We start from the raw sequence: 26533 nt of genomic DNA on the forward strand, positions 1-26533 counted from the left end.
CATGACTTTTTTTAAAAAAAGACGGGCGCCCGTAAAAGGCGCCCCGTCTAAAGTTATGATTCCTTCCTGTTTTCCGCGGAATGCTCCCTGTCCGTATTCACAGTCTTGTTGGCAGCCATCACAAACGGCAGATAAATCATCGTTGAAATGGCGAGGCAGAGAAAGCCGACGCCGAGCGCAAGCCAGTTTCCTCCGGTCCCGAGAAACGGAATCAACGGCCCTGGCGTTGTCCACGGAACAGCGTATGCGATCGGCGGAATCAGCTGAAACTTGATGAACAAATAGCCGATGACAGTATTGACTGCCGGAACGATAATAAAGGGAATCATGAAGATTGGATTGAGCACGACCGGAAGTCCGAAAATGACAGGTTCATTGATATTAAATATTCCCGGCCCGATCGAAAGCTTGCCGATATCTTTATAATCCCGCCGCTTTGAAGCGATGAATATCGCGATCAAAAGCCCCAGCGTCATGCCTGATCCCCCGTAGTTCGCAAAGGCGTCATTCAGCGCCCATGTTTCAGGAAACGGAGCGTTCCATGCAGAGCCTGTTTTAGCGGCAAAACCGAGGTTTTCAAGGTTTGCTTCTGCAAAAATCGTTTCTCTGATCGCCGCAATCGTATTCGGACCGTGAATGCCGAACAGCCATAAAAAGTTGGCGACGATTCCAAGAAAAACAACGGTGAAAATATTCGTTCCCATCTCTCTCAACGGCGCCTGCAGCACAGTATACACCAATTCATGCAGACCGTTTTTCGACAGGGACATCAGCGCAAAGCTTAATATCGCAAAACCAATCGTAATGAAGATGATCGGAAACAGCACTTTAAATGTCCGGGCGACCGCAGGCGGCACCTGCGGAGGCATATGAATTTGCAGTCGCTTGGCATTTGATAGCCTGCTGAACACTTCACCGACGATGATTCCGATGATTAAGGCGACGAACAGTCCTTGGGCGCCGAGCCATTTCGTCGTTAAAAAGCTCTCGTTTTCGATCAGGCGGTACGGTGAATAAATGATAAAATAACAGGATACAGCCGTTAATCCGGCAAGCAGTTCATCCGCTTTCATTGAGATGGCTAAATTGCGGGCGACGAGAAACACGACAAATATGGACATAATATCGAGCGACCCCCGCAGTACGGGCGTAAAGACCGACTGGTAATCAGCCAAGTTCGGAAATATCTTTTCAAGAAATAAAATTTTGGCGATAAACCCGTCCGGAGATAAAATGGCAAAATTCAATAAAATGATAATCGATCCTGCCATAATAATCGGAAATGATAGAATAAAAGCATCTCTGATCGCACATATATGGCGCTGTGAATTCAATTTTGCAGCAACGGGAACCAAAAACCGCTCCACGTTCCGCTCAAACTTCTCCATAAACCCGCTCATCCCTATCTCCCCTCCTTTTTTATTTCATCAGCTGCAGCGCTTTTTGCAGCACAGCTTCGCCGTTCATGGTGCCGTAGTCTCGCATGTCGATCACCTGGACCGGCGTGTCTCCTGCGCTCGCCTCAACCTGTGACTTTTGGTACCTGACTTGCGGCCCCAACAATACGACGTCCGCGCTTGACGCGGCAGTCCCCGCTTCGGATACAGGCAGAGCAATGATGTCGACCTCTTCGTTCAGCGCCTCTGCATGCTTTTTCATTCTGCTGACAAGCAGGCTCGTTGACATGCCGGCCGCACAAACCAATAAAATTTTCTTCATTATCAATTGACCCCCTTTGGATTCATCTTTTCCTCCGCCGCAAAGAAAACGCTTTCATTATGATGCGGAGAAACATTTCAACCTGGTCTTTTATCCTATGATCGAGATAGACAACTGTTTCATAAAAATCAATATTTTTATAGCTGTTTCAAACGGCTCGTTTAGTCAACCTCAACAAACGCCTTGAAACATTTGTTTAGTTTATCTAATGAATTTTTCAGGATAATGAGTTATATTTTTCCTTAAAAAATCCGGAGGGATTACATGAAACCTGTCCATCAAGAAAAAATTCAAACAGACCTCACGCTCTCAAACAGCGACTTGCAGCCTCTGAAGCCGGAGGAACGCACATGGAAAGCGGTTAATTTCGCATCGATCTGGATGGGCTGCATCCATAACATCCCGACTTATGCAACGGTTGGCGGACTGATTGCGATCGGACTTTCTCCGTGGCAAGTGCTTGGGATTATCGCCGTCGCTTCGATTGTTCTCTACGCGGCCCTCGCGTTGAATGGACATGCCGGCGCAAAATACGGCGTGCCTTTTCCAGTATTAATTAGGTCTTCTTTCGGGATCTACGGGGCTAATATACCGGCGCTCCTCAGAGGTTTCGTAGCGATTATGTGGTTCGGCATTCAAGCGTTTGCGGGAAGCACGGCGATCAACATCCTGATCTTAAACGTATGGAGCGGCTGGAAAGACATCGGCGGCGACTGGAACTTATTTGGTTTGCATTTACCGGGTCTTTTGTCATTTGTTTTCTTTTGGGGGATTCATCTTCTCGTCCTCCATCACGGAATGGAGTCGATTAGAAGGTTTGAAGTCTGGGCCGGCCCGCTCGTTTATCTCGTCTTTGGCGGGATGGTGTGGTGGGCGGTCGATATTGCAGGGGGGCTCGGTCCGATTTATTCGCAGCCGGGAAAATTTCAGACATTCAGCGAATTAATTTGGCCATTTCTTGCCGGTGTGACGGGGATTATCGGCATTTGGGCGACGCTCATTTTGAACATTCCCGATTTTACGAGGTTTGCAGCCTCCCAAAAAGAACAAATCAGAGGACAGTTTTACGGTTTGCCGGGCACATTCGTTCTGCAAGCATCACCGTCACCTCCGGCTCACAGGCTGCCTTCGGGGAGCCGATTTGGGACGTGGTCGATATTCTCGCCCATTTTGACAATCCGTACGTGATCGCTCTTTCGGTCATTACGCTTTGCATCGCCGCCATTTCGGTAAACGTTGCGGCAAATATTGTCTCGCCTGCCTATGATCTGGCCAATTTTTTGCCGAAATACATCGATTTCAAGCGAGGCAGCTATTTGACAGCAGTTTTGGCCCTGTTCACTTTTCCATGGAAGCTGATGGAGAATGAAGCGAGTGTGTTTTCGTTTCTCGGCACGATCGGCGGAATATTGGGCCCGGTCGCAGGCGTTATGCTCGCCGATTATTTCATCATCCGGAAGCGCACCCTCTGCCTCGAAGATCTCTATTCCGCAAAAGGACAGTATATGTATTATAAAGGCTATAATTACAGGGCTTTTGCTGCGGTAGCTCTCGGAGCGCTTATATCTCTCATCGGCTCTTACATCCCCGCCATGAAGCCGCTTTATGACATCTCCTGGTTTTCGGGCGTGCTGATCGCTGCCTTCGCCTATATCTTTTTAATGCGCATCCATCCGCCGGCTGCCATTTCAAATGAAACGGCTCAATACGAAGGCGGCGGAAGAAAAATAAGCGGGTAATATCGAAAAAGGATTTTTCGCTAGTGAAAAATGCCTTTTCTTCTTACCTCTTTTTTTCAAAGGCAGCTTATGATAGACTCATATTATCAAAAATTTTCCACTGGTCGATGGAGAGCAATGATGCAAACGGGCGCCGAGTTCGACGGACAGGCCTTTTGGATCACGTCGCCTGCGGTGGCAACATTTCATGAAAAACACCTGCGGGAGGAATACTTTATGAATCCGATACTGCTCGATTTTCCGGACAGCTTCGAAACAGAGCGCCTGCTGATCAGAGCACCGCGCGCCGGTGACGGCAAGGCAGTATATGATGCTATTGCAGCTTCGTTTTCAGAACTAAAGCCGTGGATGCCGTTTGCAAGGGAGATCCCCGAGGAAGAGCGTGTAGAAATCAACGTCAGGCGGGCACAGGCCGATTTTATTTTGCGCAACGATTTGCGGATGCATATTTTCCATAAAGAAACGGGAAAATTCGTCGGCAGCACCGGTCTTCACCGCATGGACTGGAAAGCGAAACGGTTTGAAATCGGCTATTGGCGCAGTTCCGAATTTTCCGGACAAGGGTACATGACAGAAGCGCTTAACGGTCTCATTGATTTCGCGAGAAGACACGTCAGAGCCAAGCGGCTTGAGATATGTTGTGACAGCATGAACACGAAAAGCAGAAAAATGGCGGAGCGCCTCGGTTTCGAGCTTGAAGCCGTTTTACAAAGCGATGACCTTTCGAACGATTTGAGCGAATATCGGGACACATGCATTTATTCGCGCATCTTCTAAAAAAAGAACCCTTATGATCTTCATGAAGCAAATCATAAGGGTTCTTTCGTTTATGTTTCATATGCAGCTTTGCAAGCTCTTCCCGCCTGCTTTTCGTTTTTCTGACGTGCGTGCCGAAGTCCGGCGCCTTGCCTCTTGATGCGGCGGCATCTCTGCCTGTGTTTCTCAACATGTGCTCGCGCTTTTTCCTTGCCTTGCTTTTGGCCATGTTCCCCACTCTCCTGTCAAATTTTTACCTCACTATTATAGAAAGGCGGGGTTCTAAACGCAAGTCATACGGTTTCTTCCGTTCTGACCATATCCACATGCGGAATGCCGTCCTCCATATAGACGTCTGAGATTGCTTTAAATCCGAAGGAGCCGTAAAAGGAACGCAAATGATTCTGGGCGCTGATCTTGACCTTTGTCTCTTCCCACTCGCCTTCCAAAAAGCGGATCGCTTTATCAAGAAGCGCCTGCGCATATCCCTTTCCCCTGTCTTCTTTGCGGACGATCACCCGGCCGATTGATGCCTCGGGGTATGCTGTGCCGCTCGGGAACAGCCTGCAATACGCAGCGATCTCTCCTTCTTGGCTCAGAAATAAATGGTGCGCCCGCTCATCCAAGTGATCAAGCTCGTGATACGGACAGTTTTGTTCAACGATAAAGACGTCTATTCTGAGCTTGATGATGCGATACAACTCTTCCTTCGACAATTCCTCATACGATTTTAGTTTCCACTCCATCCCTGTTCTCTAAAGCCCCCTTTAGCTCTGCACTTTTCCATAGGTTCCGCCGCCTCCGGCTTTCAGCTCTAAATCCCCGTTCCTTGCTTTGATCACGAGCTCTGCCGTCTGCGGACGAATGGTTTCTTTTAGATCGCCTTCTTTTACACGGTGAAGTATATTCATTTCAGTGCCGAAAGCCTCTTTCAGCTTCTGAATCGTTTTCGGGCCGATGCCGGGGATCAGCTGCAGCGGAACCTGGTGAACGTACGGCGGGCGCTTGACCGGGCTTTCATCCTGATCATAAAGCTCCATTAGACGCGTGCTGACGCCTTTTGTAAACTTTCGGCTGCCGCACGCTTTGCACAACGTTTCATCTGCCTCCTGCAGACGGCCGCATGTTTCACAAGCGGTTTGAAAATATTTGCCCAGCTGCGGATTCATCCCGTAATTCGCGGCAATGCTACGCCCCTCTTGTCCTTTTAAAGCAAGCGAAAACTCTTGAAAGCTGGCATGTTTGATGTGCAGCTTATTATACTCCCTGCCGATTTTTCCAAGAGAATGGGCGTCCGAATTGGTCAAAAATGCATAAGGATTCAGTTCGGATACGTGTGAAGCCATATCGGTGTCGCTGCTCAGCCCGAGTTCAACCGCATCAATCATCCTCGGGTCAAACACTTCTTTCAGCGAAAATTCGACTCCTTTTCCGTACAGGCTCTTGTGCGGCGTAAAAATGTGCGCGGGAATGAACAGGCCGCCGAGCTCTTTCACCTTCCGCTGAAGACCGATGCCCGTCTCATAGATGCGCTGGGAGCTCAGGTGGATATTCGTCACCCTTTCTGAGAGCCAGCCGGAAAACTGCTTCATTGCGGAGATCGACGGCATAAAGGCAAGCACATGAATCGGGCCGCGGCATCTGTCATCATTGATTTCCAATTCAGACCCGCATAAAAGCACGGTATCTTTATACTTGATTCCGCCGTCTTCAAGCTCTGTATAACGCCCTGAAGACACCCCTTTTTCAATTTCGGCCAGCACCTCGGGTGAATGACAATCTATAATGCCGATCAGTTCCATCCCTTTATGTTCGCTTGCTTCAATCAAAATTTCGTCGAGCGTTAGCGTTCTGGCAGCCGTTATCTTAACGGGCCGGCCTGATTCCGTCCGCCCGATATGGATATGCATGTCTGCGAATATTTCTTTCATTTTTTTGCTTGCAGGGCCTTTCTCAGCTCCAGATACTGCACGGCATAAGCCGTTTTCGCATCATAGATGTCCTGAGTTTCCATCAGTTTCAGCGCGCCTGAAAGCGGCACCTCCAGTACTTCAACAAATTCGTCTTCATCAAGTTCGCGCTTTTCTTCAAGCGGCGTCAGCTCTTCAGCCAGGTACAGATGCACCAGTTCGTCCGCAAAGCCCGGCGATGTGTAAAAAGCGGTGATTTTCTCAAGCTTCGCCGCCGTGTATCCCGTCTCTTCCTCAAGCTCCCGCAGCGCGGTATATTCGGGTTTCTCCCCTTTTTCAAGCTTGCCCGCCGGTATTTCAACGATCGTCCGTTCAAGCGCTTTTCTGTACTGCTTAACTAAGATGATGTTTTCTTCATCAGTTAAAGCAAGCACCGCTACAGCGCCCGGATGCTTCACGATTTCGCGCTTTCCCGTTTTACCGTTCGGCAGTTCGACATCTTCAAGATAAAGATCGATCACCTTGCCTGAAAAAAGCTTTTCCTTTGATATGGTTTTCTCCTCTAAATGCTTCAGTTTGATCATCTCCTAAGTTCTGCTCTGGCTTTAGATCCCATACATTTTATCATACACCATGAAAGGGGGACGCGCCATGAAGGTCTACCGCCTGAATGACCGCATCGTCATGTCTGGGAAAGCATGGGAAATCCGCGCCAAGCTGAAGGAATACGGACGAACGCATCACTATGTGAAAGATTGGCTTTCTGAAAAAGAAAATCGCCTGCAAAAGCTTAATTTTATTGACATCAAGAAGGACTGCATGAAATAATACTCGTGAGTAATGTTACTCACAAGTATTATTATTTGGAGGCGGATGGATGTGGGAATTGAAAAGGGCCGCAAAGGCAAACAAAGCCGGAAGCGGCTGCTCGAGGTCGCTGCAAACGAATTTGCAAACCGGGGATTCCATGAGACAAAAGTGAGTACGATTGTGAAAAGAGCTGGACTGACTCAGCCTTCTTTCTACCTATATTTCCCAAGCAAGGACGCCATCTATGACGAGCTGATCAATGGCTTTCACGCGAACTTAAAAAATCTGATCGAATCGTTCCATTTAGAGAAAGGAATCGAGAAAAAACACGTATCAAAACGGGTAACGGCCGCTGTAGAGGCTGTATTTCGATTTTTGGCAGAGGACCCGGATTTGACTCGCATCGGTTTTTTTCTCAGCCCTGAAGCAGGCGAAATGAAAAAAGATTTAACGCTCGCCTTGAAAGAAAACTTGAAAGCAGAGCAGGAGCTCGGCTACTTCCGATCCGACCTGGAAATGGAGACCGTTGCTGAATGTCTGACAGGCATGATTGAGCACCTTGCCGATATCTATTTGCTTGACGGATCAAAGGACCCCTCAAGTCTCGCAAAACAAATCACGGATCTTTTGATCCACGGAATGCTCGTAAATCCGCAGCATCCAGAAACGGAGTGAACACGGTGGCATTTATTTTCTTAAAAGCAGGGCTGGCGGCATTTATGCTGACCGGAGGCGTAATCAAGGTGCTGCACGTTCCTTTTCAAGTCGAACATTGGCGCCATTATGAATATCCGCTGTGGTTTCTTTCTGTTACAGGATGTCTCGAAATCGCCGGAGCGCTTGGCATGATCGGCGGAATTTGGAATGTGCATCTGGCTGTCGGTTCGGGGCTGTTATTCTCCCTGCTTATGACAGGAGCCATCCATGCCCACCTGGTCCGGGCGCGGCAGCCTTTTTTCACGGCCATCCCTGCCGCGGTTTGTTTGATTTGCGCCCTAAGCATGATCATCGTCGAGCTGTACTTCTGATCCCGATGCCGATGGGTTGAAAACTTCGCTCCTTTGTATTACGGTCAAAGTAAGAAAAAAAGGAGTGAGGCTTATGAAAAAAAGGACGCTCGGACATTCCGATTTACAGGTGAGTGAAGTCGGCCTAGGCTGCATGTCTCTCGGAACGGACAAAAAGCACGCACTGTCAATTCTGGATGAAGCTTTGGAACTCGGCATCAATTACTTGGATACTGCCGACCTGTACGATTTTGGACGCAACGAAGAAATTGTCGGTGAAGCGATCAAATCAAGGCGCCAAGATGTCATCCTCGCCACAAAAGCGGGAAACCGCTGGGAGGAAGGAAAACCGGGCTGGTTCTGGGATCCCCGGAAAGCATACATAAAAGAAGCCGTCAAACGCAGCTTAAAGCGGCTGCAAACCGACTATATCGATCTTTATCAGCTGCATGGCGGAACGATCGAAGATAACATCGACGAAACGATTGAGGCCTTTGAAGAGTTAAAACAGGAAGGCGTCATCCGCCATTACGGCATTTCCTCGATCCGGCCGAACGTCCTAAAGGAATACGTCAAAAAATCAAACATCGTCACAGTCATGATGCAATACAGCTTGTTGGACAGACGGCCTGAGGAATGGCTTTCTCTCCTTGAAGAACATGGAATCAGCGTGATTGCAAGAGGACCTCTGGCAAAAGGGATTCTGACAGAAAAACCCCTGTCAGATGCAAACGCATCGATTAAGAAAAGCGGCTATTTATCATATTCCTACGATGAACTCATCAAAACAAAGGCGGACATTGAAAAAGCAGCGCCTGATTTATCCGCAACCGAAACCGCGCTGAAGTATATTCTCGCCCAGCCGGCTGTCGGCGCGGTCATCCCCGGGGCGAGCAAACTCTCCCAGCTTCGGGAAAACGTTGAATCTGTCGGCGGACGCAGCCTGACAGAACAGGAAATCAAAGCGCTCCGCTTTTATACAAAACGCGACGTGTACACTGCGCATCGCGAATGAATTCAATAAGAAAGCACCGTCTCTTTGGCAGACGGTGCTTCTTTACTTATACTTCCTCCAGTCGTCAAGTCCGCTTTCGTTGAGGAGTTCTTCAAAGCTTTTATTTTTTTCCCTTTCCTGTCTTTCCTTGATAAGCCGTTCTTTCTCACGCTCTTTTCTTTTCTCGTCCTCCTCTTTCAATTCGCTTTTCATTTGCTGAAGCTTATGTTTCAAATCGTCGGCGAGTGCATCTTTCAGCAGCTGCCGGGTATTTGGGTCTTGTTTTTTCTTTCCCATTTCCTGTCCTCCGTTCTCCCTGTTTGTGATGATAGTTTATCAGGAATCTAAAAGTTCAGGCAAGCCGTCACTCTGGGAGCCGCCCCCCTCGGCAAATCTCAATGGTTGTGTGGTATGATAAAGAGAGAAGCATTTAAGAAAGGAAGAATACAACAAATGTTGATTTGGCTGGCTGCTATCGGAGCGGTTTTGCTGTTCATTGCTGCGCTCGGAATCTATTTTACGAATCAAATCATGTACATTAAAAAACGGACCGACCAATACATTATTGAGCGGGAAACTGCCGACGGCCATTATGACGAAAAAGCTTTCGCCGCTCTCCCGAAGGAAGAAATCACCCTCGCTTCTTCTTACGGCTACAATATTAAAGGGTACTACGTGCACCCGCACAAAACGAAAAACACCGTGATTATCTGCCACGGAGTGACGATGAATCTGCTGAATTCAATCAAATATATGAATCTGTTTCTGGATCTCGGCTGGAACGCCGTCATATATGACCACAGAAGGCACGGCGCAAGCGGCGGAAAAACGACGAGCTACGGATATTATGAAAAAAACGATTTGAAAACGGTTGTCAATTGGCTGAGGGAAAAACACGGCGAACAAGCGCTGATCGGGATTCACGGCGAATCGATGGGCGCTGTCACAACCCTTCTTTACGCGGGAATGGATGACGCCGAGGCTGATTTTTATGTGGCCGACTGTCCGTTTGCCACATTTGAGGATCAGCTCATTTACCGGCTGAAAGAAGATTTTCATCTTCCAGGAGCTTTCATTTTGCCGCTCGCCAGCCTCTTTTTGAGATGGCGGGACGGCTACCGCATCCGTGATGTCTCCCCTTTATCCGTCGTCGGAAAGATCAAAAAACCGGTGCTGTTCATTCACAGCAAGCACGACGACTATATCCCGGCTGAATCAAGCGAAATGCTTTACGAGAAAAAACCGGGGAAGAAACGGCTTTATATTGCTGAAAGAGGAGCGCACGCAATGAGCTACACCCAAAACAGAAACAGCTACAAAAACACGGTGCGGGACTTTCTTCAAGAAATCACAAACCGGCACAAAGAAGGCGAACGAGCATAAGTCTCGTCCGCCTTCTTTTGGTGCTACAGGATATCTGTAATGTCGCTCATATGATCGCCGATCCAGGAGATGGCCGTCTCAATTGTATCAAATTCCTTTGTTTCAAAGGTCATTTCATCCTGAAGAAGCCAGACATCCTTTTTGACGGACTCTGTCCCTCCGATTGACCAATGAAGGAGTGTATACGGATGATTTTGATGTAAAAAGGACGCCCATGTTTTATTTTGAGCGGTTTGCTTTAAAGATTTTACCTTTTGATTCAAATCGAACGCCACCCTATTTCACTAAAATACTCATTCTGGGAGAAAGCACCTGTGCCGGACTCTTCAGCATCAACGCACCCGCTTTCTCATAATAGTCGATGGTCATCGCTTCATCAAAAAAGACTTTTTGCGATGACTGAATATAAATCGGAAGCCCGTTTGTCTCAAGGGGCTCGCAACTTCCCGATAATTCGTCCGTCAGCCACAAGACCGGCACACCGCTGACCGCGCATCCGCATCCCTCGGAATCATAGCGGAGCTGGATCTTTTTATCAGGATAAGGCTCTGTTGCCCGTTGAATGGCTTGTCTTGCCTGAGCAGTGATTTCAAGCTGCATGATATCATCCTTCTTTGTTATGTTTACGGACATTGTACCACGGGTCGGGAAAAAGCGCATCGTTTCCGGCTGTCAGGCATAAATATGAAGGGATTCGGAGGTGGAATGATGTCCAAAAAAGTGCAGATTAAAGTGATGGACAACGGCGGTTTCCGGGTCACGGGAGACGTCGAACTGATCGACATGGAAGGAAATCCTTTCCCTGAAAAACCGGCTTTTTCGCTGTGCAGATGCGGAAATCGCTGAAAATGCCTTACTGTGACGGAAGCCATAAAGGAATGTTCGACTCTTGTGTCAGAGCTTGAAGCAGGAGGGGGGCTTTATCTGTCCTCCTCCGCCTTTTCCCATTGTTCAGCCAAGCGCTCAGTCTCTTTTATCCAGCCGCTTTTGCCGTCAATATAGCCTGCTATGTCAAGCGGAAACATCTCCGCCAGCTTCATCTTCAGTGCAGCATATTCTTCGGCCCGCTCCGGATGGGAGATTAAATAATCCCGAAACGCGAGATGCCGTCTGATATCGGGATGCCCGTTTCATACAGATGGACATGGTGTGTACGCTTCCGTCTCCCTTTTTGATAGAATCTTCTTCCCGGAATTCCGTTTTCCCCCTTCGGTTCATAGCCGAGCATTTTCATCCCCTTTTCGAAGCCGGCGGCGGAGCCGAGATCTTTCACTTCGATCAGTATGTCAATGATAGGCTTGGCGCTCATTCCCGGAATTGACGTGCTTCCGATGTGGTGAATATGCAAGACTTCATTCCGGAAAAGCGCTTCAAGCTGCTTTTTTTCCTTGAAAAATTCGCCCTTCCATTCTTCTTTATAGGAGACGACTTTAACCTTTCTCGGTGCTTGCAGCGTAAGCCTTGAAAGAACAACCCCTTTTTCAGGTTCATACTGTTCAATTTCAGAAAACCCCAATTTCCGATACAGCGCTTTTGCCGGCTCATTCCCCGCACCCGTCGTCACTTCAAACGATTCAGCTTCCTTCACCATCAATATATAACGAAGCAGGGCCATTGCAATCCCCTTTCGAAAATGGACCGGATGAACGGCCAGCCTGCAGATCGTCAGCTTTTCAGCTGTATGTATGAAGGAAGCGATTCCGGCTAATTCTTCCCCCTCAAACGAGCCGATGAAAGTTTCTCGTGAATCCATTACATCAAAAACCGTTTCATTCAGCTGCGGAATGCCCTGAAATTGAATGATCTCCGCTTCTCTTTCATAAGCCGGCCTTTGAACATTTACAATGCTGCGGGCTGTATGCGGATCTTTTTGGTTTAACAATTGAATCATTGCATTTCCTCCCCGCTGGTGCCATCTGACGGGGGCCGGCCGGAACGCTCCGAAATTCTGGCGTCTTCAACTTTTGCAATCCGTACGGCAAAGTCAGAGTACCATTCTGTTCGGGCTTTTTCCTTCGCCTGCCGGTGTTCGCCGTGAAACTTCCATTTTTCAATCGCTTCAAGGCTTTCCCAATAGGAGACCGTTATTCCCTTTCCGTTCATGTCCCTTGCGCTTTCTGCTCCTAAAAAGCCGGGCTGTTCTGCGGCAAGCTTTAGCATGTTCTCAGCCGTCTCTTTGTAGCCGTTATCCCCATTCGTTCTGACCGATGTGAAAATCACCGCGTAATACGGCGGCTCCGGCGTTTTTGAAATCATATTCATCCCCCTTTGATTCACAGCTCTTTGATAACCAGAACTTACTCCTGATCCGTTCTGCCATCATTCGAAAACCTTGGACACTTTTTTCCATCGAAAATCCCTGGTGATAACCAATCGGCACATTGTTGACATGCAGCGGACCGCTTTGCAGCCGGCACACGCTGCACATGAGAGAGAAGCTTCAAAGCCCATGTTTTCATCAAGATCCACCCGCTCTTTTCAACATTGTACCTGACCATCCGCCAAAGTGTTCTGCAGTATTGGATATGCTTCCTTATTATACCGTTTCCCGATCCTAATTTACCATTTTAATACGTACGTCAGTAGATTAATAGGAAAAATTCCTTAGTTCCAATTCAACAGCACAAACCGATTTGCTTTCTCCCAGAAAAGCTTCACTCTCCTTACCCTATAAGAGAACCGGCGCGCAGCGGTAAAAAAACGTTTCATATACTGCTCTTTTTTCGGGTATGAAAAATAGATAAAATTACACTTCGTTTTCATATTTTCGTTTTATAGAATTGTCGTTGTTGTGAACTTATTACTTTTTTAGGAGGAAAAACTATGCGTCGTCATTCATTTTTATCTATTCTATTGATTTGCATGCTGTCTGTTGTGTCCGTATTTTCGTTCCGGCCTTCAGCAGCTTCCGCCGCTTCCCACAATCCGGTCGTCATGGTCCACGGCATCGGCGGAGCCGATTATAACTTCATCGGCATTAAATCGTATTTACAATCTCAAGGCTGGACAAGCAGTGAGCTTTACGCCATCAACTTTATCGATAAAACGGGAAATAATATAAACAATGCTCCGAGATTATCCGAATACATCAAGCGTGTGCTGAATCAAACAGGAGCATCAAAAGTCGATATTGTCGCCCACAGCATGGGCGGGGCCAATACGCTCTATTATATTAAAAATCTGGATGGCGCGGATAAAGTCGGACATGTCGTCACCCTTGGGGGCGCTAATCGTCTCGTTACAAACACGGCGCCTCAGAATGACAAAATCTCATACACTTCGATTTACAGCACAAGCGACTATATCGTCTTAAACAGCCTCTCCAAACTTGATGGTGCAAACAATGTGCAAATCTCAGGCGTAAGCCATGTCGGTCTTTTGTTCAGCAGCAAAGTAAATGCCTTGATTAAAGACGGGCTGACCGCCAGCGGGAAATAAGATTGAAGGAGCCTTGAAGAGCTTAACTTCTTCAAGGCTCCTCATTGATCGGAATTGTCACCCCTCTTGCCAAAATAAAAAGGACTCTAAATAAACGCCTATTCCGACCGTTCATTCAGTGTCCGTCAACCCCCTCGATATGTGATTACTCCACTATGATTTCAAAGACTCTTTGTTCGAGATTGTATTTAGCGTCTTGGAATGTAAATTTATAATCATCTGTGTCGGCATCAGGTGAAAGCCAAGCTCCGTATTTTCTGATCGTCTGGACGATGCTTTCGAGTTCAGCAGGAGTGAAGTCACCTATGTCTGTGCCTTCGGTTTCAGCAGTATGGCGTATTTTTACTGTAATCATCATCACTTTTTGGCTCCTTTCACTTGCTGTTTGAACATCTTATTAACAGCATATTTTTTTCCTCTGTAAATCGTTCCATTAACTCCCTTGATTCAAATTATTCGGGCTTTCTTTTTTACAGACCTATTTTATATGGAAAAGCCGGACGGGATCCGAAAAATGTGTCTTCGTACTTTCGTCATATAAAGGCAAATATTCCTGTTTACAACAATGAGAATATCCCCTATGATTATGAGGTAAATCGAAATCATTACTACTTGGAGGTATAACTTATGGCTTACATAGCAAAACGCATGATCATACCGATTATTTTTCTCTTCATTCTCGCTTCCTGCTCCGCCGGAGGCGCTGGCTCAGCGAAAGGGGAAGAGAAGAAACTCACCTTTCTTTTCAATATTCCGAGTCAAACCCTTGACCCGAATCTTGATGTCAATTATACGGCTATCCGCGCCGGCATCAGTGAAACACTCGTCAAAATCAGTGCGGACCTTTCCATCGAACCGTGGATTGCCAAAGATTGGAAAAGCAAAGACGGACAAACTTGGGTCTTCACCCTTAAAGACAATCTGACGTTTCAAAATGGTAAAAAAGCGGATGCCAAAGCGGTAAAAGCGTCTTTAGAACGGACGATACGCGAGAGTAAAGCCATGAAGAACGCCCTAAAAATCAAGGAAATAAAGGCTGAAGGACAAACATTGACGATTACAACGAAGGAGCCGTTTCCCGAATTCCCTTCAGAATTGGTTCATCCAAACACATCGATCATTGACGTCAGCGCAGCAAACATTTCTCAACAGCCCGTCGGAACGGGACCTTTCCAAGTTTCCTCTTTTGAGGCCGGCCATAAAATAGAGTTAGAACGGTATGACGATTATTGGGACGGCAAACCGAAGCTGAAGCACGTCACATTCTCGTTTAATGAAGACGCAAACGCCCGCGTCATGGCTCTCCAATCAAAAGATGCCGATATCATTTACAGACCGAGCGTTGAGGATATTGACCAAATTCAAAAAGATTCGTCGATTACCGTTGATTCGGTACCGAACTTGCGCGTTCACCAGATTCTTTACAATACAAAGAAGGATCATCTTGCTGACCGCCACCTGCGCCGCGCCTTCGGCGCACTACTGAACCGCAAAGAAATCGCTGAAAGCATTTTGAACGGACATGCTCAGCCGGCAGACGGCCCCTTCCTAGCCGATTTCCCATTTTCCTCCGATACGGTTCAAAAGCCGAGCGGACTTCAGGCTGCAAAAGCTGAGCTGAAAAAAGCCGGCTACGAGCTTGAAAACGGTAAAGCCGTAAAGGACGGAAAAGCCTTGTCTTTTACACTGCTAACCTATCAGTCTCGTCCGGAATTGCCTTTAATCGCGCAAATTCTTGAATCAAATGCGAAGGAATTGGGCATTTCGATTAAGATTCAGCAAGTCGAAAATATTGATGAATATTTGGCGAAAAACGATGACTGGGATTTAGCGACATACAGCTCAATGACCGCGCCAAGAGGCGATGCCAGCTATTTGCTGAACACCGCCTATATGCCGAACGGCGCTTTAAACTACAGCGGCATCGAAAATCAAACCTTGATCAAATGGATTAAGGAATTCAACCGCACGATCGACAAAGAGAAGCGGAACCGACTTGCCAAAAAAGCAGCTGAATTGATCGAGAAGGAGACATTGAACTCTTTTATCGTGACTCCCGAAAACATCACAGCCTACCGAGACGGTGTATTAAATTGGGAAACGAGCAAAAGTGAGTATTATATGCTGACGAAAGATTTGGATGTGAAAACGAAATGAAGCAGATCTCCAAGCGGCTGTTTGAACTGGTCCTGTTCTTATTCCTGCTTTCATTTATCAGCTTTGTGTTTATGAAAGCGGCTCCCGGTGATCCGGTGAAACAGATGCTTCGCGTAGATGATGTTGCGGTAACGGACGAGCAGATCGAGGCATTCAGAGAGGAGCTCGGTTTGGACAAACCGGTTTATATTCAATATTGGAACTGGTTCAAGCGCTTTTTCCAATTTGATTTGGGAAAATCCTATACAACACACGAACCCGTCATCGACGAGCTCAGCCGGAAATTCCCGGCGACATTGCTTCTAACCGGCGCATCGCTTCTCGTTATGCTGCTGATTGCCGTGCCGGTCGGAACGCTTTCCGCTTTATACCGGGATCGGTGGATCGATCATCTCAGCCGCTTGCTCGCTTTAGTGGGAGCCGCGCTCCCGAGCTTTTGGCTCGGATTGATACTGATCGATCTCTTTTCCGTCAGGCTGAATTGGCTGCCGTCGATGGGAGCCGGAACGTTTAAACATTTGATTCTCCCCTCTCTCACGCTTGGGATCGCGATGTCGGGCGTTTATGTCCGCCTTGTACGGTCAAGCCTGATCGAAAGCCTTGGTCAGGATTTCATCAGATCTGCCAGGGCACGCGGCATCAGCGAGGCGAGAATTTTCTTCTTTCACGCGTTTCGCCATTGTCTTGTCCCTGTCATCACGATATTCGGGGTCAGCCTCGGCAGCCTGCTCGGCGGCACGGTGATTATTGAAGTCCTGTTTGCATATCCCGGCGTCGGCAAGCTTGTCGTTGATGCCATCGTTCAGCGTGATTATCCGATCATTCAGGGGTACATTCTTTTCATGGGGATCGCGGTTGTCCTGATCAATCTTTTAGTCGACCTCTCTTATCGGTACCTCAATCCGGAAATTCGCTTAAAGGAGGCTGGTCGCCGATGAGAAAAAACGTATTTCGATCTAAAACAGGACTATGGTTTGTGCTGCTGTTTTCCGCGGCGCTGTTCACCGTCCCCTTCTTTTTGCCGTTCGATCCGCTCCGCACAGATATGGCCAACCGTCTTCAGCCGATCAGTATGCAGCATTGGCTCGGAACCGACCATTTGGGCAGAGATATATTTTCCCGGATGGTCGCCGGTGCGAAAGCGACGGTCGGCACCGCCTTGGGCGCGATTCTGATTTCCGTTTTCATAGGTGTTCCTGTCGGGCTTGTCTCCGGGTTTTTCGGCGGACGGCTGGACCGGATGATGATGAGAATTGTTGACGCGGTTATGGCTTTTCCGGACTATATTGTCGCGATTGTTTTAAGCGGTTTGCTTGGTCCGGGGCTGATGAACTTAATATTGGCCGTCGTCGCTGTCAAATGGGTCGGCTATGCAAGGCTGGTCCGCAGCACGGTTTTTTCGGAAAAACAAAAAGATTACATCGCCTTGGCCAAGCTTACCGGTTTAAGCTCCGGGGCGATTTTAAAAAAGCACCTGCTGCCCCATGTTCTCGGCAACCTTTCCGTACTTGCGACACTTGATATCGGAAAAACGGTGTTAATGATTGCTGCCCTGTCCTATATCGGCCTGGGTGCTCAGCCTCCATACCCGGAATGGGGCGCCATGCTGAACGACGGAAAACATTACTTCTTGCATGCGCCTCAGCTTATGGTGATTCCCGGTCTTGCGATCATGTTCATCGTTCTGTTGTCCAACCTGTACGGTGATCGTTTAAGGGACAGGTTTGACGTCAAACACAAGAAAGGAGTTTCTTAGCATGCCGATGTTATCCATTGAGGACTTATCAATCAGCTCCCGGCAGCACACCATTGTCAAAAATGCCTCCTTCTCGATTCATGAAGGGGAATGGTTCGCGCTGCTCGGGGAAAGCGGCAGCGGAAAGAGCCTGACCGCTTCGGCCATAGCCGGGCTGCTTCCGGACGGACTAACGGTGACCGGCGGAGACGTGATATTTGAAGGCCAACAGATGCTTCAAGCCGGACGCAAAGCACTCCGACGCGTGCGCGGAAAGGATATCGCCTGTATTTTTCAGGACTGTCACGGAGCATTCACCCCTTTTATACGGATCGGCAAACAAATTGACGAAATGGTCAAAACGCATACAGGTTGGTCTAAGAATAAGCGAAGAGAAGCGATTCTCCATGCTTTTCGGGAGGTTTCTCTGCCGGAAAACAGAGTATATGAAAGCTACCCGTTTCAATTGAGCGGAGGGCAGCTGCAAAGGGCCGCGATTGCTCAAGCGATGGTGCTCCGCCCCAAGCTTCTCATCGCAGACGAACCGACGACGGCTTTAGACAGCATCACGGCCGCGGACGTCTTGCAACAGCTCGCCGCGATGCGCGCCAAAACAAACTGCGCCATCCTTTTTATCACTCATGACCTGCGGCTTGTCAAAAGATACGCCGATCAAACCGCCGTCATGCAAAACGGAGAAATCGTCGAAAGCGGCTTAACCGCTGATTTAATTAGACAGCCGGCACATGAATATACGAGGTGTTTATTCGCGGCCATCCCGCCGCTGAAAAATCCTCCGCCAAGGCTGACGGCAGCCCCGCCTGAAACAAAGGAAGCGGTGCTGGCGGGAACAGGAGGTGCGTGATGACCCATTCTGCAGAGACCGTTCTTTTTGTCAGCAATTTGACAAAACATTACGCTTGCGGCCACAAAGCGGTTGACAACGTATCATTCTCCATTCGAAAAGGCGAATGCCTCGGGCTCGCCGGCGAGAGCGGCAGCGGGAAAAGCACCCTCGCACGCTGCCTTTTGCTGCTCGAAAAAATCGATCACGGAGAGATTAGGCTTCATCAACATCCGCTTACCGGCATAAACAAAAAAGAGACCCGGAGACTGCGTCGAAAACTGCAGGCTGTTTTCCAAAATCCAGCTGCATCATTCAATCCAAAGCTCAATATTATCGATTCAGTTATGGAGCCGCTTGATGTTTCCAAACAAGACATGCCGTCATTTTTAAGGGACTTCCGAGGCAGCCGCCGTCTGACGGCTGAGCGTCTGTTCTCAATGGTCGGCCTTCCCTCGCGCCTCCTTGACCGCTATCCGCACGAATTAAGCGGCGGGCAGCGCCAGCGGGCCTTGATCGCCAGAGCCATCAGCACTCATCCGTCTTTAATCATCTTTGATGAGCCTACAGCAAGCCTGGATGTCACCAGTCAGGCGAAGATCCTGGATCTTCTCAAAGATTTGCAGGATGCTATGGGCCTTTCTTATTTATTTATTTCCCACGATCTGGCCGCTGTCCACTTCATGAGCCATCGCATCATGGTCATGAAAGACGGGCAGATTGCCGATCAATTTGAAAAAGAAGAGCTTTTTTCTGCCGAAAGGCACCCATATGCCAAAAAGCTGCTTCAGGTGTTTGAATCCTAAGGGGGGTCTTAACAGATGAATCACAAGCAATATCTAGCACTCGCCGTTCCGCTGATCATTTCAACGATCACCACTCCTTTATTGGGTGCGGTCGATACGGCGGTCGCCGGCCAGCTTTCCTCCCCTGCTTACATCGGCGGTGTTGCAGTCGGAACGATGATTTTTAATACGATGTATTGGCTCCTCGGTTTTTTGCGGGTAAGCACATCCGGATTCGCCGCTCAGTCACTCGGCTCCCAAAACAGATCAGAGAGCGTTTTGGCCCTTGCCCGGCCCGTTTGCATCGCGCTGTTTGCCGGACTGATGTTCATCATCTTGCAAAAACCGCTTGAATACGCAGCGCTGACGCTCATACAGCCCGACCGCCATACCGCTGAATTCGCCTCGCAGTATTTTTCGCTGAGGATTTGGGGAGCTCCATTTGCTTTAATCAGCTATTGCATTCTCGGCTGGCTGATGGGAATGTCTCTAATCAAAGTGACATTGCTTTTGCAGATTTCGATGAACGTCTTGAATATCGTGCTTGACATCGTTTTTGTCTACGTCTTTCACATGGAAGTATACGGCATCGCTCTAGCCACTTTGATTTCGGATGTGACGGGCTGCCTGATCGGCTGCTGGCTTGTGAAAACGAATGCCGCCATGCCGTTTAAGCTGCCGTCCGTCAAGCTTTTATTCGACCCGAAACCGTTTAAAAAAATGATGGTTGTCAACCGAGATCTATTGATTCGGACATTGTGCCTTTTGACGGTTTTCAATTTATTTACGGCTAAAGGAGCCGGCTTCGGCGCTGAAATTTTAGCCGCAAATGCGATCTTGATTCAAATTCATTATTTGATGGCTTATGTTTTTGACGGGTTTGCCAATGCATCGAGCATCTTTGCCGGGAAAGCCGTTGGAAGAATGGATCGGGATCTCTATTCCCGTACGCTTTCCCTTTCGATCCAGTGGTCGCTGATCTCGGCCGCGCTGCTTTCAGTCGGCTACTTTCTCTTGAGAAATGCGATCCTTCCATTGTTTACACCGCTTGAAAGCGTTCTGGAAGCAGCGAAAACTTACGATGTTTGGATCGCTCTTTTTCCTTTGGCCGCAAGTTTCGGACTCGTTTTTTACGGGATTTTCACAGGCGCCACCGAAATAGGCCCGGTCAGAAATTCAATGTTTTTGGCTGTTCTCGTCTTCCTGGCCGCCTTTTTTACCGCTGTCCCCGCTTTCGGAAACCATGGGCTGTGGCTCGCTTTTCTTTTATTCAGCCTTGGGCGTTCCGTATTCTTATGCATGGCTGTTCCCGGGCTGACCACCCGGCTTTTCGGAGAGCGCAGTGCTGCGAGAGAGGCAGGCCAAAGACCGAAATCATTAAAACACCCCGGCTAAGCTTTAGCCGGGGTGTTTACGTTTATTCTTTCGTTAATTGTGCGACGAAATGGTTCAGATGATCCAGCGTCATCAAATTTTGATTGCATTTTTCACTGTCACAGCAAATGTAATTGCCTCTGTCCGTATAGGTTTCTTTCCCGCTTTTCACGCGGGCCATGAACAGTCCGATCTCTTCGGTCCTGTTGCATATCGAGCAGATTCCTTTTTTATTGCTGGATTTGATGGTGCCGTGGATTCCGGTCAGCTTTCCGCCGGCGTCCACAATCATGTATTTCCTGCCTGATCCTGCATCGTTCCATCCCAGGTAGGAATATCCGCTGAAATCCATCTGCTCAAATTCGGGCGTCTTTAATTTTTTCACTTTAGAGAACAGCTTTTTAGCAGTCTTTACCGTTACATTCTGAAATGGAATCACATGAAGTTTTAATTCAGCTAAAAAGCGCACCGCTTCACCGCTGTCTTCCACTTCTGCCAGCTTCTCCAGCAAAGACTTTTGATCGCTGCTGAGATCAGGAAACAGGTTGAACACTTGATCCAGCGCATTGCACTTCAAAGCGTCAAGGACGTTTTCGTCATTGATGTTCGCATGTCCCTGGACGAGGCTGTCCGTTTGAAACTTAATAAAATTATATTGGTCATTTCTGATAAAAGGTGTCTTCATTTCTGCCAGCTCCTTATTTATAGATCTATATTTTAAAATAAGGTGCAAAGCCGGATGATCAGAAATGATACCTTGCTCTGTCAGGCGATTTGTTTATAACCCCGCCTCATGCAAAGTATCGCCTTTCAAGATAACAGGCTTTGCATGAGACGCTGCAGTCGGCAAATGAATGTCATTTACCATTTTATCCACCTCCGAATACTGATTCCATTATAAACGACAATCGTATTCAATCTCAATGATATCCTCTATCTTTAAAATGCAAATTTCATCCGCCCGGCTTACGATCCGCAGCTCCCTTTTCAGAGCGTCAGCATAGTGAATCCGGCCGGCGAGCGTTTTCACTTCCCCCTGCCGGTAATAAGCAAATTGCAAAAACCTGTTTTCTGCCATCGCTTCACAAATGATTTCATTGAATTCTTCATATTTTTGTTCATCCAGGATCGGTTTTTTGATTTTTTGAAAGCTTTCATGATATTCCCTGAGCAATTCCACGTGCTCAGGCAGCATCATGGAAACCCATTTGATACTGCCTCTGTCGCGAAGCATAAATGATTCTCCTTTCTATGCCTGATGGCCTCCGACCAATTTTGACCGCAGACGGGCCGTCCCGGCGTTTGTGTAGGAAACGGCCCGCAAAAGCGCTGTTGAGCCGTACCGTTCTCTGATGCCGTCCATCACATACCCGAGCTGCCGCTTCTTTTCCTGATCGGGGCGAAAAAGATCAAGCTGCATATTGGTGTCATCTTGAATATTGGACAAAGAGACGGAAATTTTCCGAACCGTTTTGCCGGCATAAAACCGCTCGAACAGTGCCAGACATGTATGGTAAAGATCAAGCGTGACATTTGAAGGGCTTTCCATTGTTTTTGAACGGTAAAATCCGCCGCCAAGCTCATCGCGGCTGTATTCGATGCCGAGACTGACGGTCCGGCCCGCCTGGCGGTGGGCGCGCGCCCTTTTGGCCACTTCCTCACACATTTCAAGAATGACATGCTTGACTTCCTCCGGATTCGGATAATCGCGAAGCAGAATCTGGCTTTTTCCATAGCTGACCTGCCCCTCCATGAGCGGCGCTCCAATCGCTGAAAGATCGATGCCCCAAGCGTGATAATAGAGCTGGTTTCCCATCACCCCGAATGTTTTCTCAAGCCGACTGAGATCATAGTGCGCCAGCTGGCCGACTGTAAAAATCCCCATCCGGTTTAACGTCTTTTCCAGCCTGGAGCCGATTCCCCACATGCGGCGCAGCGGAGACAGCGGCCACAGCTTCGTTTTCACGTCTTCGTAGCCCCAAACGGCCACCCCGCCTGCTGATTTTTTCGCTTCAAGGTCAAGGCACAGCTTTGCCATCAGCAGATTCGGTCCGATTCCGACAGCACAGGGAAGGCCAAACTCCCTTTCCATATCATCTTGAATTTTCATCGCAATCGTTCGGGCGTCTCCCCACATGCTTTCAACACCGTCCACCTGAATAAAGCTTTCATCCACGCTGTACGTATGAATGGCATCAGGCGGCACATAGCGGCAGAACAGCCGGGTGAGCTCTGTAGAAACACGGACAAACAGCCCCATCTTCGGATTGACCAGCTTGATGCGCGGATCATCCGGCAGCTGATAAAGCCTTGTTCCCGTTTGAACGCCGAACTCTCTTTTCAGAGCCGGAGAAGCAGCGAGAACGATGCTTCCCTGCCGCTCCGTGTTTCCGACAACCGCCAAGAAGCAAGTCATCGGGTCAAGTCCGAGCAGGACTGCGGCGCAGCTTGCATAAAAGCTCCGCATATCAACGCACAAAACCGAACGCGACGGATATTGACTGTAATCCATACTCTCCCTCCAGAAGAACTGATGTTCGCACAATTAGTGTATGAATACTATACTCCGAATATACGTTCGATTTCCAGGCGTAATTTTATCCAAAGAAAATCCTGGCGGAAAGCAATAAAAAACACCTTCTTTGGAAAGAAGGTGACATGGTTGACCATTCCAGTTCGGAATTTCGCCTTATTCAGTTTGATGATTCAAATTGAATGCTCTCTTGAGAACATCAGTTTTTCTTAGTAAGATAAAAGAAAAAGCGCTCCTAAAGGAGAAGACAAATGGATGAGAAACTGATTGAAAAAATGCTCGGACAGGCGCTGAAGCAGTACGGACGCAATGTTGCAACCGATCCGCTCAGCCCCGGCGAAAAAGAAATCCTGAAGCTGGCTTTGCAGGAAAGGCGGATCGAGGAGCCGAATGAAGGGCTGCATGCCCATATCGAGGATGTCATCTATGATTATGTCACAAATCAAGGCTTGTTCTCATCATAAAACGATTTTTCTTTGCGGCTTCCTTTGTACAGGAAGCCTTTTATCACCCAGCATTTAGAAATTCCTCTATTCACCGCCATCTGTTTCATGTATGATAAACAAATAAAAACGTAACGGAGAGTTTATCATGAAACAAAAATGGCAGAACATCCACCCGCTCAGCTGGACCATTATTGTCGGAACCATTTTCGGACGCATGGGAACAGCCATGAGCATCCCTTTTTTAGCAATTTATTTGACACAAGTGAAAGGCGCCTCTTCCGGCTTTGCGGGAGCTGTCATTGCAGCGAGCTCTCTGATCGGAATTGCGGCAAGCTTTTATGGCGGGTACTTATCAGACAGGTTCGGCCGGAAAACCATCATGCTCGTCTCGATTTTCGGCTGGACGTTCGTGTTCGCCGGTTTTGCACTCGCCGATCATGTCTGGACATTCTTTATCATGAATGCCTTAAACGGATTATGCCGCGCTTTGTTTGAACCGACTTCAAGAGCGCTGCTTTCAGACGTATCCAAACCCGAAACGCGCCTTTTCGTCTTTAATCTCCGCTATACCGCGATCAACCTCGGCGTCGTCTTCGGCCCGCTTTTAGGCCTGTATCTCGGATCTTCCAAAACGACGCTGCCGTTTTTCATTGCGGCTTTCATTTATTTTATTTATGCGGCGGTGCTGGTCATTCAATTTAAACACCACACCGTACCGGCAGCTGAGCGTAATAAGCGTATAAAAGTGCGGGACGCGCTGGAGGTGACAAAAACAGACCGGGTATTTACGATTACGCTAATCGGTTCGATTCTTTGTTTGTTCGGATATTCCCACTTCACATCGACGCTTGCACAATACATGGCGGCCAGCCCGTTCATTGAAGACGGGACGAAAGTGTTCGGCATGATGCTGACGCTGAATGCCTTGGCCGTTCTTGCCGTACAGTACCCGATCGTACATATCGCCAAACGGTTTTCACCGATTTTATCGCTGATTGCAGGAAATGTGCTGATTAGTGGAAGCCTGTTCAGCCTCTCTTTTTTCCATGATCTATGGTCCATTGTCTTGATCATTATCGTGTTTACGATCGGGGAGGTGCTTCTCTTTTCGATGATGGATTTACTGGTCGACCGGATTGCCCGGCCTGAGCTGAAAGGCACTTACTTTGGGGCTATGGGCTTCACCCAGCTTGGAAGCGTGGTCGGCCCTTGGGCGGGGGGAATGCTGCTGGACACCTTTGGAGCGGAAAAACCGTTTTTCACTTTTGCAATCCTGTCTGCTGCCACCATTTGCGGCGTTCCTTTCCTGGTAGCAGCCTACCGGAAACTCAAAATGGATGAAGCAAAAGTCAATTTAAGTTCGAAAAAAACGATGCAGCATTAATTGAAAACAGGCCGGCTCGAACAAAGGCCGGCCTTCGGCTGCCGCCCGCCTCAAGGGGCAGCAAGTTCAACTTTGATGCGGTCCGGATCTTCGGTATACAAGGCATAATGCCCGTTTCCGCCGGCAAACGGATGTCTGTCTTCATATAAAATGCGGCATCCCCGCTCTCTCAGTTTCATTGTCATTTCGTCGACCTGCTCTTTGGATGCCGCGTAAAAAGCAAGATGGTTTAAGCCGACGCGGCACCTGTGATAACCCGCTTTGATAAACTGCTCTTTCGCCTGCACAAGCACGAGATAGGCGCCGTTTGCTTTCCAGCTGATGCCGCCTTCCCATTGTTGAAAAACCTCATAGCCGAGCTCCCCGAGAAACCAGCCCCAAAAGCGCTTCGACGCTTCCAAATCTGAAACGTACAGTTCAATATGATGGATCATGCAAGCCTCCTCTTCTATACCCGTCTGACCAAAATCTCTTCCACCTTGTGGCCTTCGCCTTTTCTCAAGATTAAATCAGACCGGAATTTTGTAGGCAGAATGTTCTCATACAAATTCGGACGGTTGACGGTCTCCCATATTGACTTTGCCATATGGTCCGCTTCTTCGTCCGCGAGGTCTTTGAATTTATGGAAATAAGAACTCGGATCTTGAAAAGCCGTCTCCCTGAGCATGCGAAAGCGTTCAAGATACCATTTGATAATGAGGTCTTCTTCGGCATCCACATAAATCGAGAAGTCAAAAAAATCGGAAACGAAAACCCGCGGTTTTGTACGGTCGTCTTCGATCGTCGGTGTCTGCAGCACATTAACGCCTTCGATGATCACGATATCCGCTTGTTCTACCGTTTCATAAACCCCTTCCAATCTGTCATACGTTAGATGGGAATAAACGGGTGCGTGGACAATTTCCTTTCCTGATTTTAAATCGTTCAAAAACTCAAGCAGCGCTTTGACATCATAGCTTTCGGGAAACCCTTTCCTCGACATCATCTGCTTTTCTGTCAGAACCGCATTAGGATAAAGAAAACCGTCGGTTGTGATCAGACTGACTTTCAGCCGTTCCTGCAAACGGGAGAGCACAGTCTGAATGATGCGGGCCGTCGTGCTTTTTCCAACCGCGACGCTTCCGGCAATCCCGATGATAAACGGAATCTTGGCCGCGTGAGGATGATTCAAAAAACCGTTTACCCGGGTGTTCCGTTCATATTGAGTTGCCCGGTGTAAATAAAGCAGCCTCGCCAGCGGAACATAAACGGTTTCGACTTCTTCCAAAGACAGATAGTCATTTAAACCTTCAAGCTTCTTTACTTCCTCTTCGGTCATCTTTACCGACATATGCCCGCCGAGATTTGCCCAGGCATCACGGGTATGACTCGTATATAACGTGTGCAAATTCAAATCCTGATTCGCCACTATTCTCACCTGCCCTCTGTTCAAACGCTGTTTACTTAAAAAAGTGCATGAATTCTGAGACCGCTTTATTATTATATAGAATTTTTCGAATATTTACGAGGAACAACGTTT

General features: G+C 48.1%; 29 protein-coding genes and 4 pseudogenes. 17 read left to right on the plus strand and 16 right to left on the minus strand.

Annotated features, from left to right (window positions below):
- Positions 1–53: 53 nt before the first annotated feature.
- Both H7F26_RS18765 and H7F26_RS18770 read right to left on the minus strand, forming a co-directional pair.
- Entirely contained in the window at positions 54–1400 is a 1347-nt protein-coding gene (locus tag H7F26_RS18765) for a PTS sugar transporter subunit IIC (protein WP_003183182.1), read from the minus strand.
- A gap of 19 nt (positions 1401–1419) precedes the next feature.
- Positions 1420–1719: a PTS sugar transporter subunit IIB gene (locus tag H7F26_RS18770; RefSeq protein ID WP_003183185.1), complete on the minus strand. Its 300-nt coding sequence runs from the start codon at positions 1717–1719 to the stop codon at positions 1420–1422.
- Positions 1720–2100: 381 nt separating this feature from the next.
- Here H7F26_RS18770 and H7F26_RS18775 point away from each other — a divergent pair.
- Positions 2101–3458 (plus strand): annotated as a pseudogene (locus H7F26_RS18775) (NCS1 family nucleobase:cation symporter-1).
- 120 nt (positions 3459–3578) lie between these two features.
- Positions 3579–4235, plus strand: coding sequence for a GNAT family N-acetyltransferase (locus H7F26_RS18780; RefSeq protein WP_016885960.1), 657 nt, complete (start codon positions 3579–3581; stop codon positions 4233–4235).
- 272 nt (positions 4236–4507) lie between these two features.
- On the opposite strand, the gene H7F26_RS18785 is transcribed toward H7F26_RS18780, so the two are convergent.
- Genes H7F26_RS18785 through H7F26_RS18795 form a run of 3 tightly spaced genes read right to left on the minus strand, consistent with a single transcriptional unit; the run spans position 4508 to position 6699 of the window.
- Entirely contained in the window at positions 4508–4960 is a 453-nt protein-coding gene (locus H7F26_RS18785; RefSeq protein WP_003183195.1) for a GNAT family N-acetyltransferase, read from the minus strand.
- A 21-nt stretch (positions 4961–4981) separates the two neighbouring features.
- Positions 4982–6145, minus strand: a complete 1164-nt coding sequence (locus H7F26_RS18790; RefSeq protein ID WP_003183196.1) for a TIGR00375 family protein — start codon at positions 6143–6145, stop codon at positions 4982–4984.
- Complete coding sequence (locus tag H7F26_RS18795) at positions 6142–6699, minus strand: NUDIX hydrolase (protein ID WP_025804832.1); 558 nt, start codon at positions 6697–6699, stop codon at positions 6142–6144. The genes H7F26_RS18790 and H7F26_RS18795 overlap by 4 nt, the downstream gene beginning before the upstream one ends.
- 76 nt (positions 6700–6775) lie before the next feature.
- Between H7F26_RS18795 and mciZ the strand changes: the two are divergent.
- The 4 genes and pseudogenes from mciZ to H7F26_RS18815 all read left to right on the plus strand — a co-directional run.
- Positions 6776–6892: pseudogene (mciZ, locus tag H7F26_RS18800) on the plus strand (Z-ring formation inhibitor MciZ); the annotation flags it as partial.
- A gap of 111 nt (positions 6893–7003) precedes the next feature.
- Positions 7004–7609: a TetR/AcrR family transcriptional regulator gene (locus tag H7F26_RS18805; protein WP_016885959.1), complete on the plus strand. Its 606-nt coding sequence runs from the start codon at positions 7004–7006 to the stop codon at positions 7607–7609.
- Positions 7610–7614: 5 nt separating this feature from the next.
- Positions 7615–7962, plus strand: a complete 348-nt coding sequence (locus tag H7F26_RS18810) for a DoxX family protein (RefSeq protein ID WP_003183202.1) — start codon at positions 7615–7617, stop codon at positions 7960–7962.
- A gap of 73 nt (positions 7963–8035) precedes the next feature.
- The gene (locus H7F26_RS18815; RefSeq protein WP_017473929.1) at positions 8036–8956 is read left to right on the plus strand and encodes an aldo/keto reductase; all 921 of its coding nucleotides are present in this window, start codon (positions 8036–8038) and stop codon (positions 8954–8956) included.
- Between the two features lie 42 nt (positions 8957–8998).
- On the opposite strand, the gene H7F26_RS18820 is transcribed toward H7F26_RS18815, so the two are convergent.
- Positions 8999–9232, minus strand: a complete 234-nt coding sequence (locus H7F26_RS18820; protein WP_003183207.1) for a YqkE family protein — start codon at positions 9230–9232, stop codon at positions 8999–9001.
- A gap of 156 nt (positions 9233–9388) precedes the next feature.
- Between H7F26_RS18820 and H7F26_RS18825 the strand changes: the two genes are divergently transcribed.
- Positions 9389–10318: an alpha/beta hydrolase gene (locus tag H7F26_RS18825; protein ID WP_003183209.1), complete on the plus strand. Its 930-nt coding sequence runs from the start codon at positions 9389–9391 to the stop codon at positions 10316–10318.
- A gap of 23 nt (positions 10319–10341) precedes the next feature.
- On the opposite strand, the gene H7F26_RS18830 is transcribed toward H7F26_RS18825, so the two are convergent.
- Positions 10342–10581: a YqkC family protein gene (locus H7F26_RS18830; RefSeq protein ID WP_003183211.1), complete on the minus strand. Its 240-nt coding sequence runs from the start codon at positions 10579–10581 to the stop codon at positions 10342–10344.
- Between the two features lie 13 nt (positions 10582–10594).
- Complete coding sequence (locus H7F26_RS18835) at positions 10595–10918, minus strand: iron-sulfur cluster biosynthesis family protein (RefSeq protein WP_003183213.1); 324 nt, start codon at positions 10916–10918, stop codon at positions 10595–10597.
- A gap of 108 nt (positions 10919–11026) precedes the next feature.
- Here H7F26_RS18835 and H7F26_RS18840 point away from each other — a divergent pair.
- Positions 11027–11223 (plus strand): annotated as a pseudogene (locus H7F26_RS18840) (CDGSH iron-sulfur domain-containing protein).
- Positions 11224–11238: 15 nt separating this feature from the next.
- Here H7F26_RS18840 and H7F26_RS18845 read toward each other — a convergent pair.
- Positions 11239–12209 (minus strand): annotated as a pseudogene (locus tag H7F26_RS18845) (GNAT family N-acetyltransferase).
- Positions 12206–12574 carry an antibiotic biosynthesis monooxygenase family protein gene (locus tag H7F26_RS18850; protein ID WP_017473926.1) on the minus strand — a complete coding sequence of 123 codons (369 nt, stop codon included), beginning with the start codon at positions 12572–12574 and terminating at the stop codon, positions 12206–12208. Before H7F26_RS18850 ends, H7F26_RS18845 begins: the two are co-directional and overlap by 4 nt.
- Before the next feature lie 567 nt (positions 12575–13141).
- Between H7F26_RS18850 and H7F26_RS18855 the strand changes: the two genes are divergently transcribed.
- The gene (locus tag H7F26_RS18855) at positions 13142–13756 is read left to right on the plus strand and encodes an esterase/lipase family protein (RefSeq protein WP_003183220.1); all 615 of its coding nucleotides are present in this window, start codon (positions 13142–13144) and stop codon (positions 13754–13756) included.
- Positions 13757–13901: 145 nt separating this feature from the next.
- On the opposite strand, the gene H7F26_RS18860 is transcribed toward H7F26_RS18855, so the two are convergent.
- Positions 13902–14114, minus strand: coding sequence for a hypothetical protein (locus H7F26_RS18860; RefSeq protein WP_003183222.1), 213 nt, complete (start codon positions 14112–14114; stop codon positions 13902–13904).
- 269 nt (positions 14115–14383) lie between these two features.
- Here H7F26_RS18860 and nikA point away from each other — a divergent pair, with 269 nt between their 5' ends.
- From nikA to H7F26_RS18890, 6 genes are read left to right on the plus strand one after another with little or no spacing between them, the layout of a single operon-like run.
- On the plus strand, positions 14384–15913 hold the full coding sequence (gene nikA, locus H7F26_RS18865) for a nickel ABC transporter substrate-binding protein (protein ID WP_017473925.1): 1530 nt from the start codon (positions 14384–14386) through the stop codon (positions 15911–15913).
- Positions 15910–16851 (plus strand): nickel ABC transporter permease, encoded by a 942-nt coding sequence (gene nikB / locus H7F26_RS18870; RefSeq protein ID WP_016885955.1) that lies wholly within the window; start codon positions 15910–15912, stop codon positions 16849–16851. The genes nikA and nikB overlap by 4 nt, the downstream gene beginning before the upstream one ends.
- A complete protein-coding gene (nikC, locus tag H7F26_RS18875; protein WP_016885954.1) occupies positions 16848–17669 on the plus strand; it encodes a nickel transporter permease in 822 nt (273 codons plus the stop codon). Before nikB ends, nikC begins: the two co-directional genes overlap by 4 nt.
- A 1-nt stretch (position 17670) precedes the next feature.
- A complete protein-coding gene (locus H7F26_RS18880; protein WP_003183230.1) occupies positions 17671–18513 on the plus strand; it encodes an ATP-binding cassette domain-containing protein in 843 nt (280 codons plus the stop codon).
- A complete protein-coding gene (locus tag H7F26_RS18885; RefSeq protein ID WP_011198093.1) occupies positions 18513–19298 on the plus strand; it encodes an ABC transporter ATP-binding protein in 786 nt (261 codons plus the stop codon). The genes H7F26_RS18880 and H7F26_RS18885 overlap by 1 nt, the downstream gene beginning before the upstream one ends.
- A gap of 15 nt (positions 19299–19313) precedes the next feature.
- On the plus strand, positions 19314–20672 hold the full coding sequence (locus H7F26_RS18890) for an MATE family efflux transporter (protein ID WP_016885953.1): 1359 nt from the start codon (positions 19314–19316) through the stop codon (positions 20670–20672).
- A gap of 22 nt (positions 20673–20694) precedes the next feature.
- Here the strand turns inward: H7F26_RS18890 and H7F26_RS18895 are convergent, their stop codons facing one another.
- From H7F26_RS18895 to H7F26_RS18905, 3 genes are all read right to left on the minus strand, one after another.
- On the minus strand, positions 20695–21336 hold the full coding sequence (locus H7F26_RS18895) for a FusB/FusC family EF-G-binding protein (RefSeq protein ID WP_016885952.1): 642 nt from the start codon (positions 21334–21336) through the stop codon (positions 20695–20697).
- Positions 21337–21546: 210 nt separating this feature from the next.
- On the minus strand, positions 21547–21885 hold the full coding sequence (locus H7F26_RS18900; RefSeq protein ID WP_003183237.1) for a YolD-like family protein: 339 nt from the start codon (positions 21883–21885) through the stop codon (positions 21547–21549).
- Between the two features lie 15 nt (positions 21886–21900).
- Positions 21901–23163: a Y-family DNA polymerase gene (locus H7F26_RS18905; protein ID WP_003183238.1), complete on the minus strand. Its 1263-nt coding sequence runs from the start codon at positions 23161–23163 to the stop codon at positions 21901–21903.
- Positions 23164–23435: 272 nt separating this feature from the next.
- Between H7F26_RS18905 and H7F26_RS18910 the strand changes: the two genes are divergently transcribed.
- Positions 23436–23648, plus strand: a complete 213-nt coding sequence (locus tag H7F26_RS18910) for a YqzH family protein (protein ID WP_003183240.1) — start codon at positions 23436–23438, stop codon at positions 23646–23648.
- 127 nt (positions 23649–23775) lie between these two features.
- On the plus strand, positions 23776–25014 hold the full coding sequence (locus H7F26_RS18915) for an MDR family MFS transporter (protein ID WP_009327942.1): 1239 nt from the start codon (positions 23776–23778) through the stop codon (positions 25012–25014).
- 50 nt (positions 25015–25064) lie between these two features.
- Here the strand turns inward: H7F26_RS18915 and H7F26_RS18920 are convergent, their stop codons facing one another.
- Together H7F26_RS18920 and coaA are read right to left on the minus strand one after the other, a co-directional pair.
- Positions 25065–25448 (minus strand): VOC family protein, encoded by a 384-nt coding sequence (locus H7F26_RS18920; RefSeq protein ID WP_003183247.1) that lies wholly within the window; start codon positions 25446–25448, stop codon positions 25065–25067.
- 14 nt (positions 25449–25462) lie between these two features.
- The gene (gene coaA / locus H7F26_RS18925) at positions 25463–26422 is read right to left on the minus strand and encodes a type I pantothenate kinase (RefSeq protein ID WP_003183248.1); all 960 of its coding nucleotides are present in this window, start codon (positions 26420–26422) and stop codon (positions 25463–25465) included.
- Positions 26423–26533: the final 111 nt, after the last annotated feature.

The sequence above is a fragment of the Bacillus sp. PAMC28748 genome, assembly GCF_014250415.1.
Taxonomy (GTDB): domain Bacteria; phylum Bacillota; class Bacilli; order Bacillales; family Bacillaceae; genus Bacillus; species Bacillus licheniformis.

Coding starts and splice junctions, on each gene's coding strand:
- nikA (WP_017473925.1), top strand. CDS start 14,384: ATGGCTTACATAGCAAAACGCATGATCATACCGATTATTTTTCTCTTC.
- H7F26_RS18880 (WP_003183230.1), top strand. CDS start 17,671: ATGCCGATGTTATCCATTGAGGACTTATCAATCAGCTCCCGGCAGCAC.
- H7F26_RS18895 (WP_016885952.1), bottom strand. CDS start 21,336: ATGAAGACACCTTTTATCAGAAATGACCAATATAATTTTATTAAGTTT.
- H7F26_RS18785 (WP_003183195.1), bottom strand. CDS start 4,960: ATGGAGTGGAAACTAAAATCGTATGAGGAATTGTCGAAGGAAGAGTTG.
- H7F26_RS18850 (WP_017473926.1), bottom strand. CDS start 12,574: ATGATTTCAAAAACGCCGGAGCCGCCGTATTACGCGGTGATTTTCACA.
- H7F26_RS18790 (WP_003183196.1), bottom strand. CDS start 6,145: ATGAAAGAAATATTCGCAGACATGCATATCCATATCGGGCGGACGGAA.
- H7F26_RS18815 (WP_017473929.1), top strand. CDS start 8,036: ATGAAAAAAAGGACGCTCGGACATTCCGATTTACAGGTGAGTGAAGTC.
- H7F26_RS18855 (WP_003183220.1), top strand. CDS start 13,142: ATGCGTCGTCATTCATTTTTATCTATTCTATTGATTTGCATGCTGTCT.
- H7F26_RS18820 (WP_003183207.1), bottom strand. CDS start 9,232: ATGGGAAAGAAAAAACAAGACCCAAATACCCGGCAGCTGCTGAAAGAT.
- H7F26_RS18770 (WP_003183185.1), bottom strand. CDS start 1,719: ATGAAGAAAATTTTATTGGTTTGTGCGGCCGGCATGTCAACGAGCCTG.
- H7F26_RS18905 (WP_003183238.1), bottom strand. CDS start 23,163: ATGGATTACAGTCAATATCCGTCGCGTTCGGTTTTGTGCGTTGATATG.
- H7F26_RS18900 (WP_003183237.1), bottom strand. CDS start 21,885: ATGCTTCGCGACAGAGGCAGTATCAAATGGGTTTCCATGATGCTGCCT.
- H7F26_RS18920 (WP_003183247.1), bottom strand. CDS start 25,448: ATGATCCATCATATTGAACTGTACGTTTCAGATTTGGAAGCGTCGAAG.
- H7F26_RS18890 (WP_016885953.1), top strand. CDS start 19,314: ATGAATCACAAGCAATATCTAGCACTCGCCGTTCCGCTGATCATTTCA.
- H7F26_RS18915 (WP_009327942.1), top strand. CDS start 23,776: ATGAAACAAAAATGGCAGAACATCCACCCGCTCAGCTGGACCATTATT.
- H7F26_RS18765 (WP_003183182.1), bottom strand. CDS start 1,400: ATGAGCGGGTTTATGGAGAAGTTTGAGCGGAACGTGGAGCGGTTTTTG.
- H7F26_RS18860 (WP_003183222.1), bottom strand. CDS start 14,114: ATGATGATTACAGTAAAAATACGCCATACTGCTGAAACCGAAGGCACA.
- H7F26_RS18825 (WP_003183209.1), top strand. CDS start 9,389: ATGTTGATTTGGCTGGCTGCTATCGGAGCGGTTTTGCTGTTCATTGCT.
- H7F26_RS18780 (WP_016885960.1), top strand. CDS start 3,579: ATGCAAACGGGCGCCGAGTTCGACGGACAGGCCTTTTGGATCACGTCG.
- nikB (WP_016885955.1), top strand. CDS start 15,910: ATGAAGCAGATCTCCAAGCGGCTGTTTGAACTGGTCCTGTTCTTATTC.
- H7F26_RS18910 (WP_003183240.1), top strand. CDS start 23,436: ATGGATGAGAAACTGATTGAAAAAATGCTCGGACAGGCGCTGAAGCAG.
- nikC (WP_016885954.1), top strand. CDS start 16,848: ATGAGAAAAAACGTATTTCGATCTAAAACAGGACTATGGTTTGTGCTG.
- H7F26_RS18885 (WP_011198093.1), top strand. CDS start 18,513: ATGACCCATTCTGCAGAGACCGTTCTTTTTGTCAGCAATTTGACAAAA.
- H7F26_RS18835 (WP_003183213.1), bottom strand. CDS start 10,918: ATGCAGCTTGAAATCACTGCTCAGGCAAGACAAGCCATTCAACGGGCA.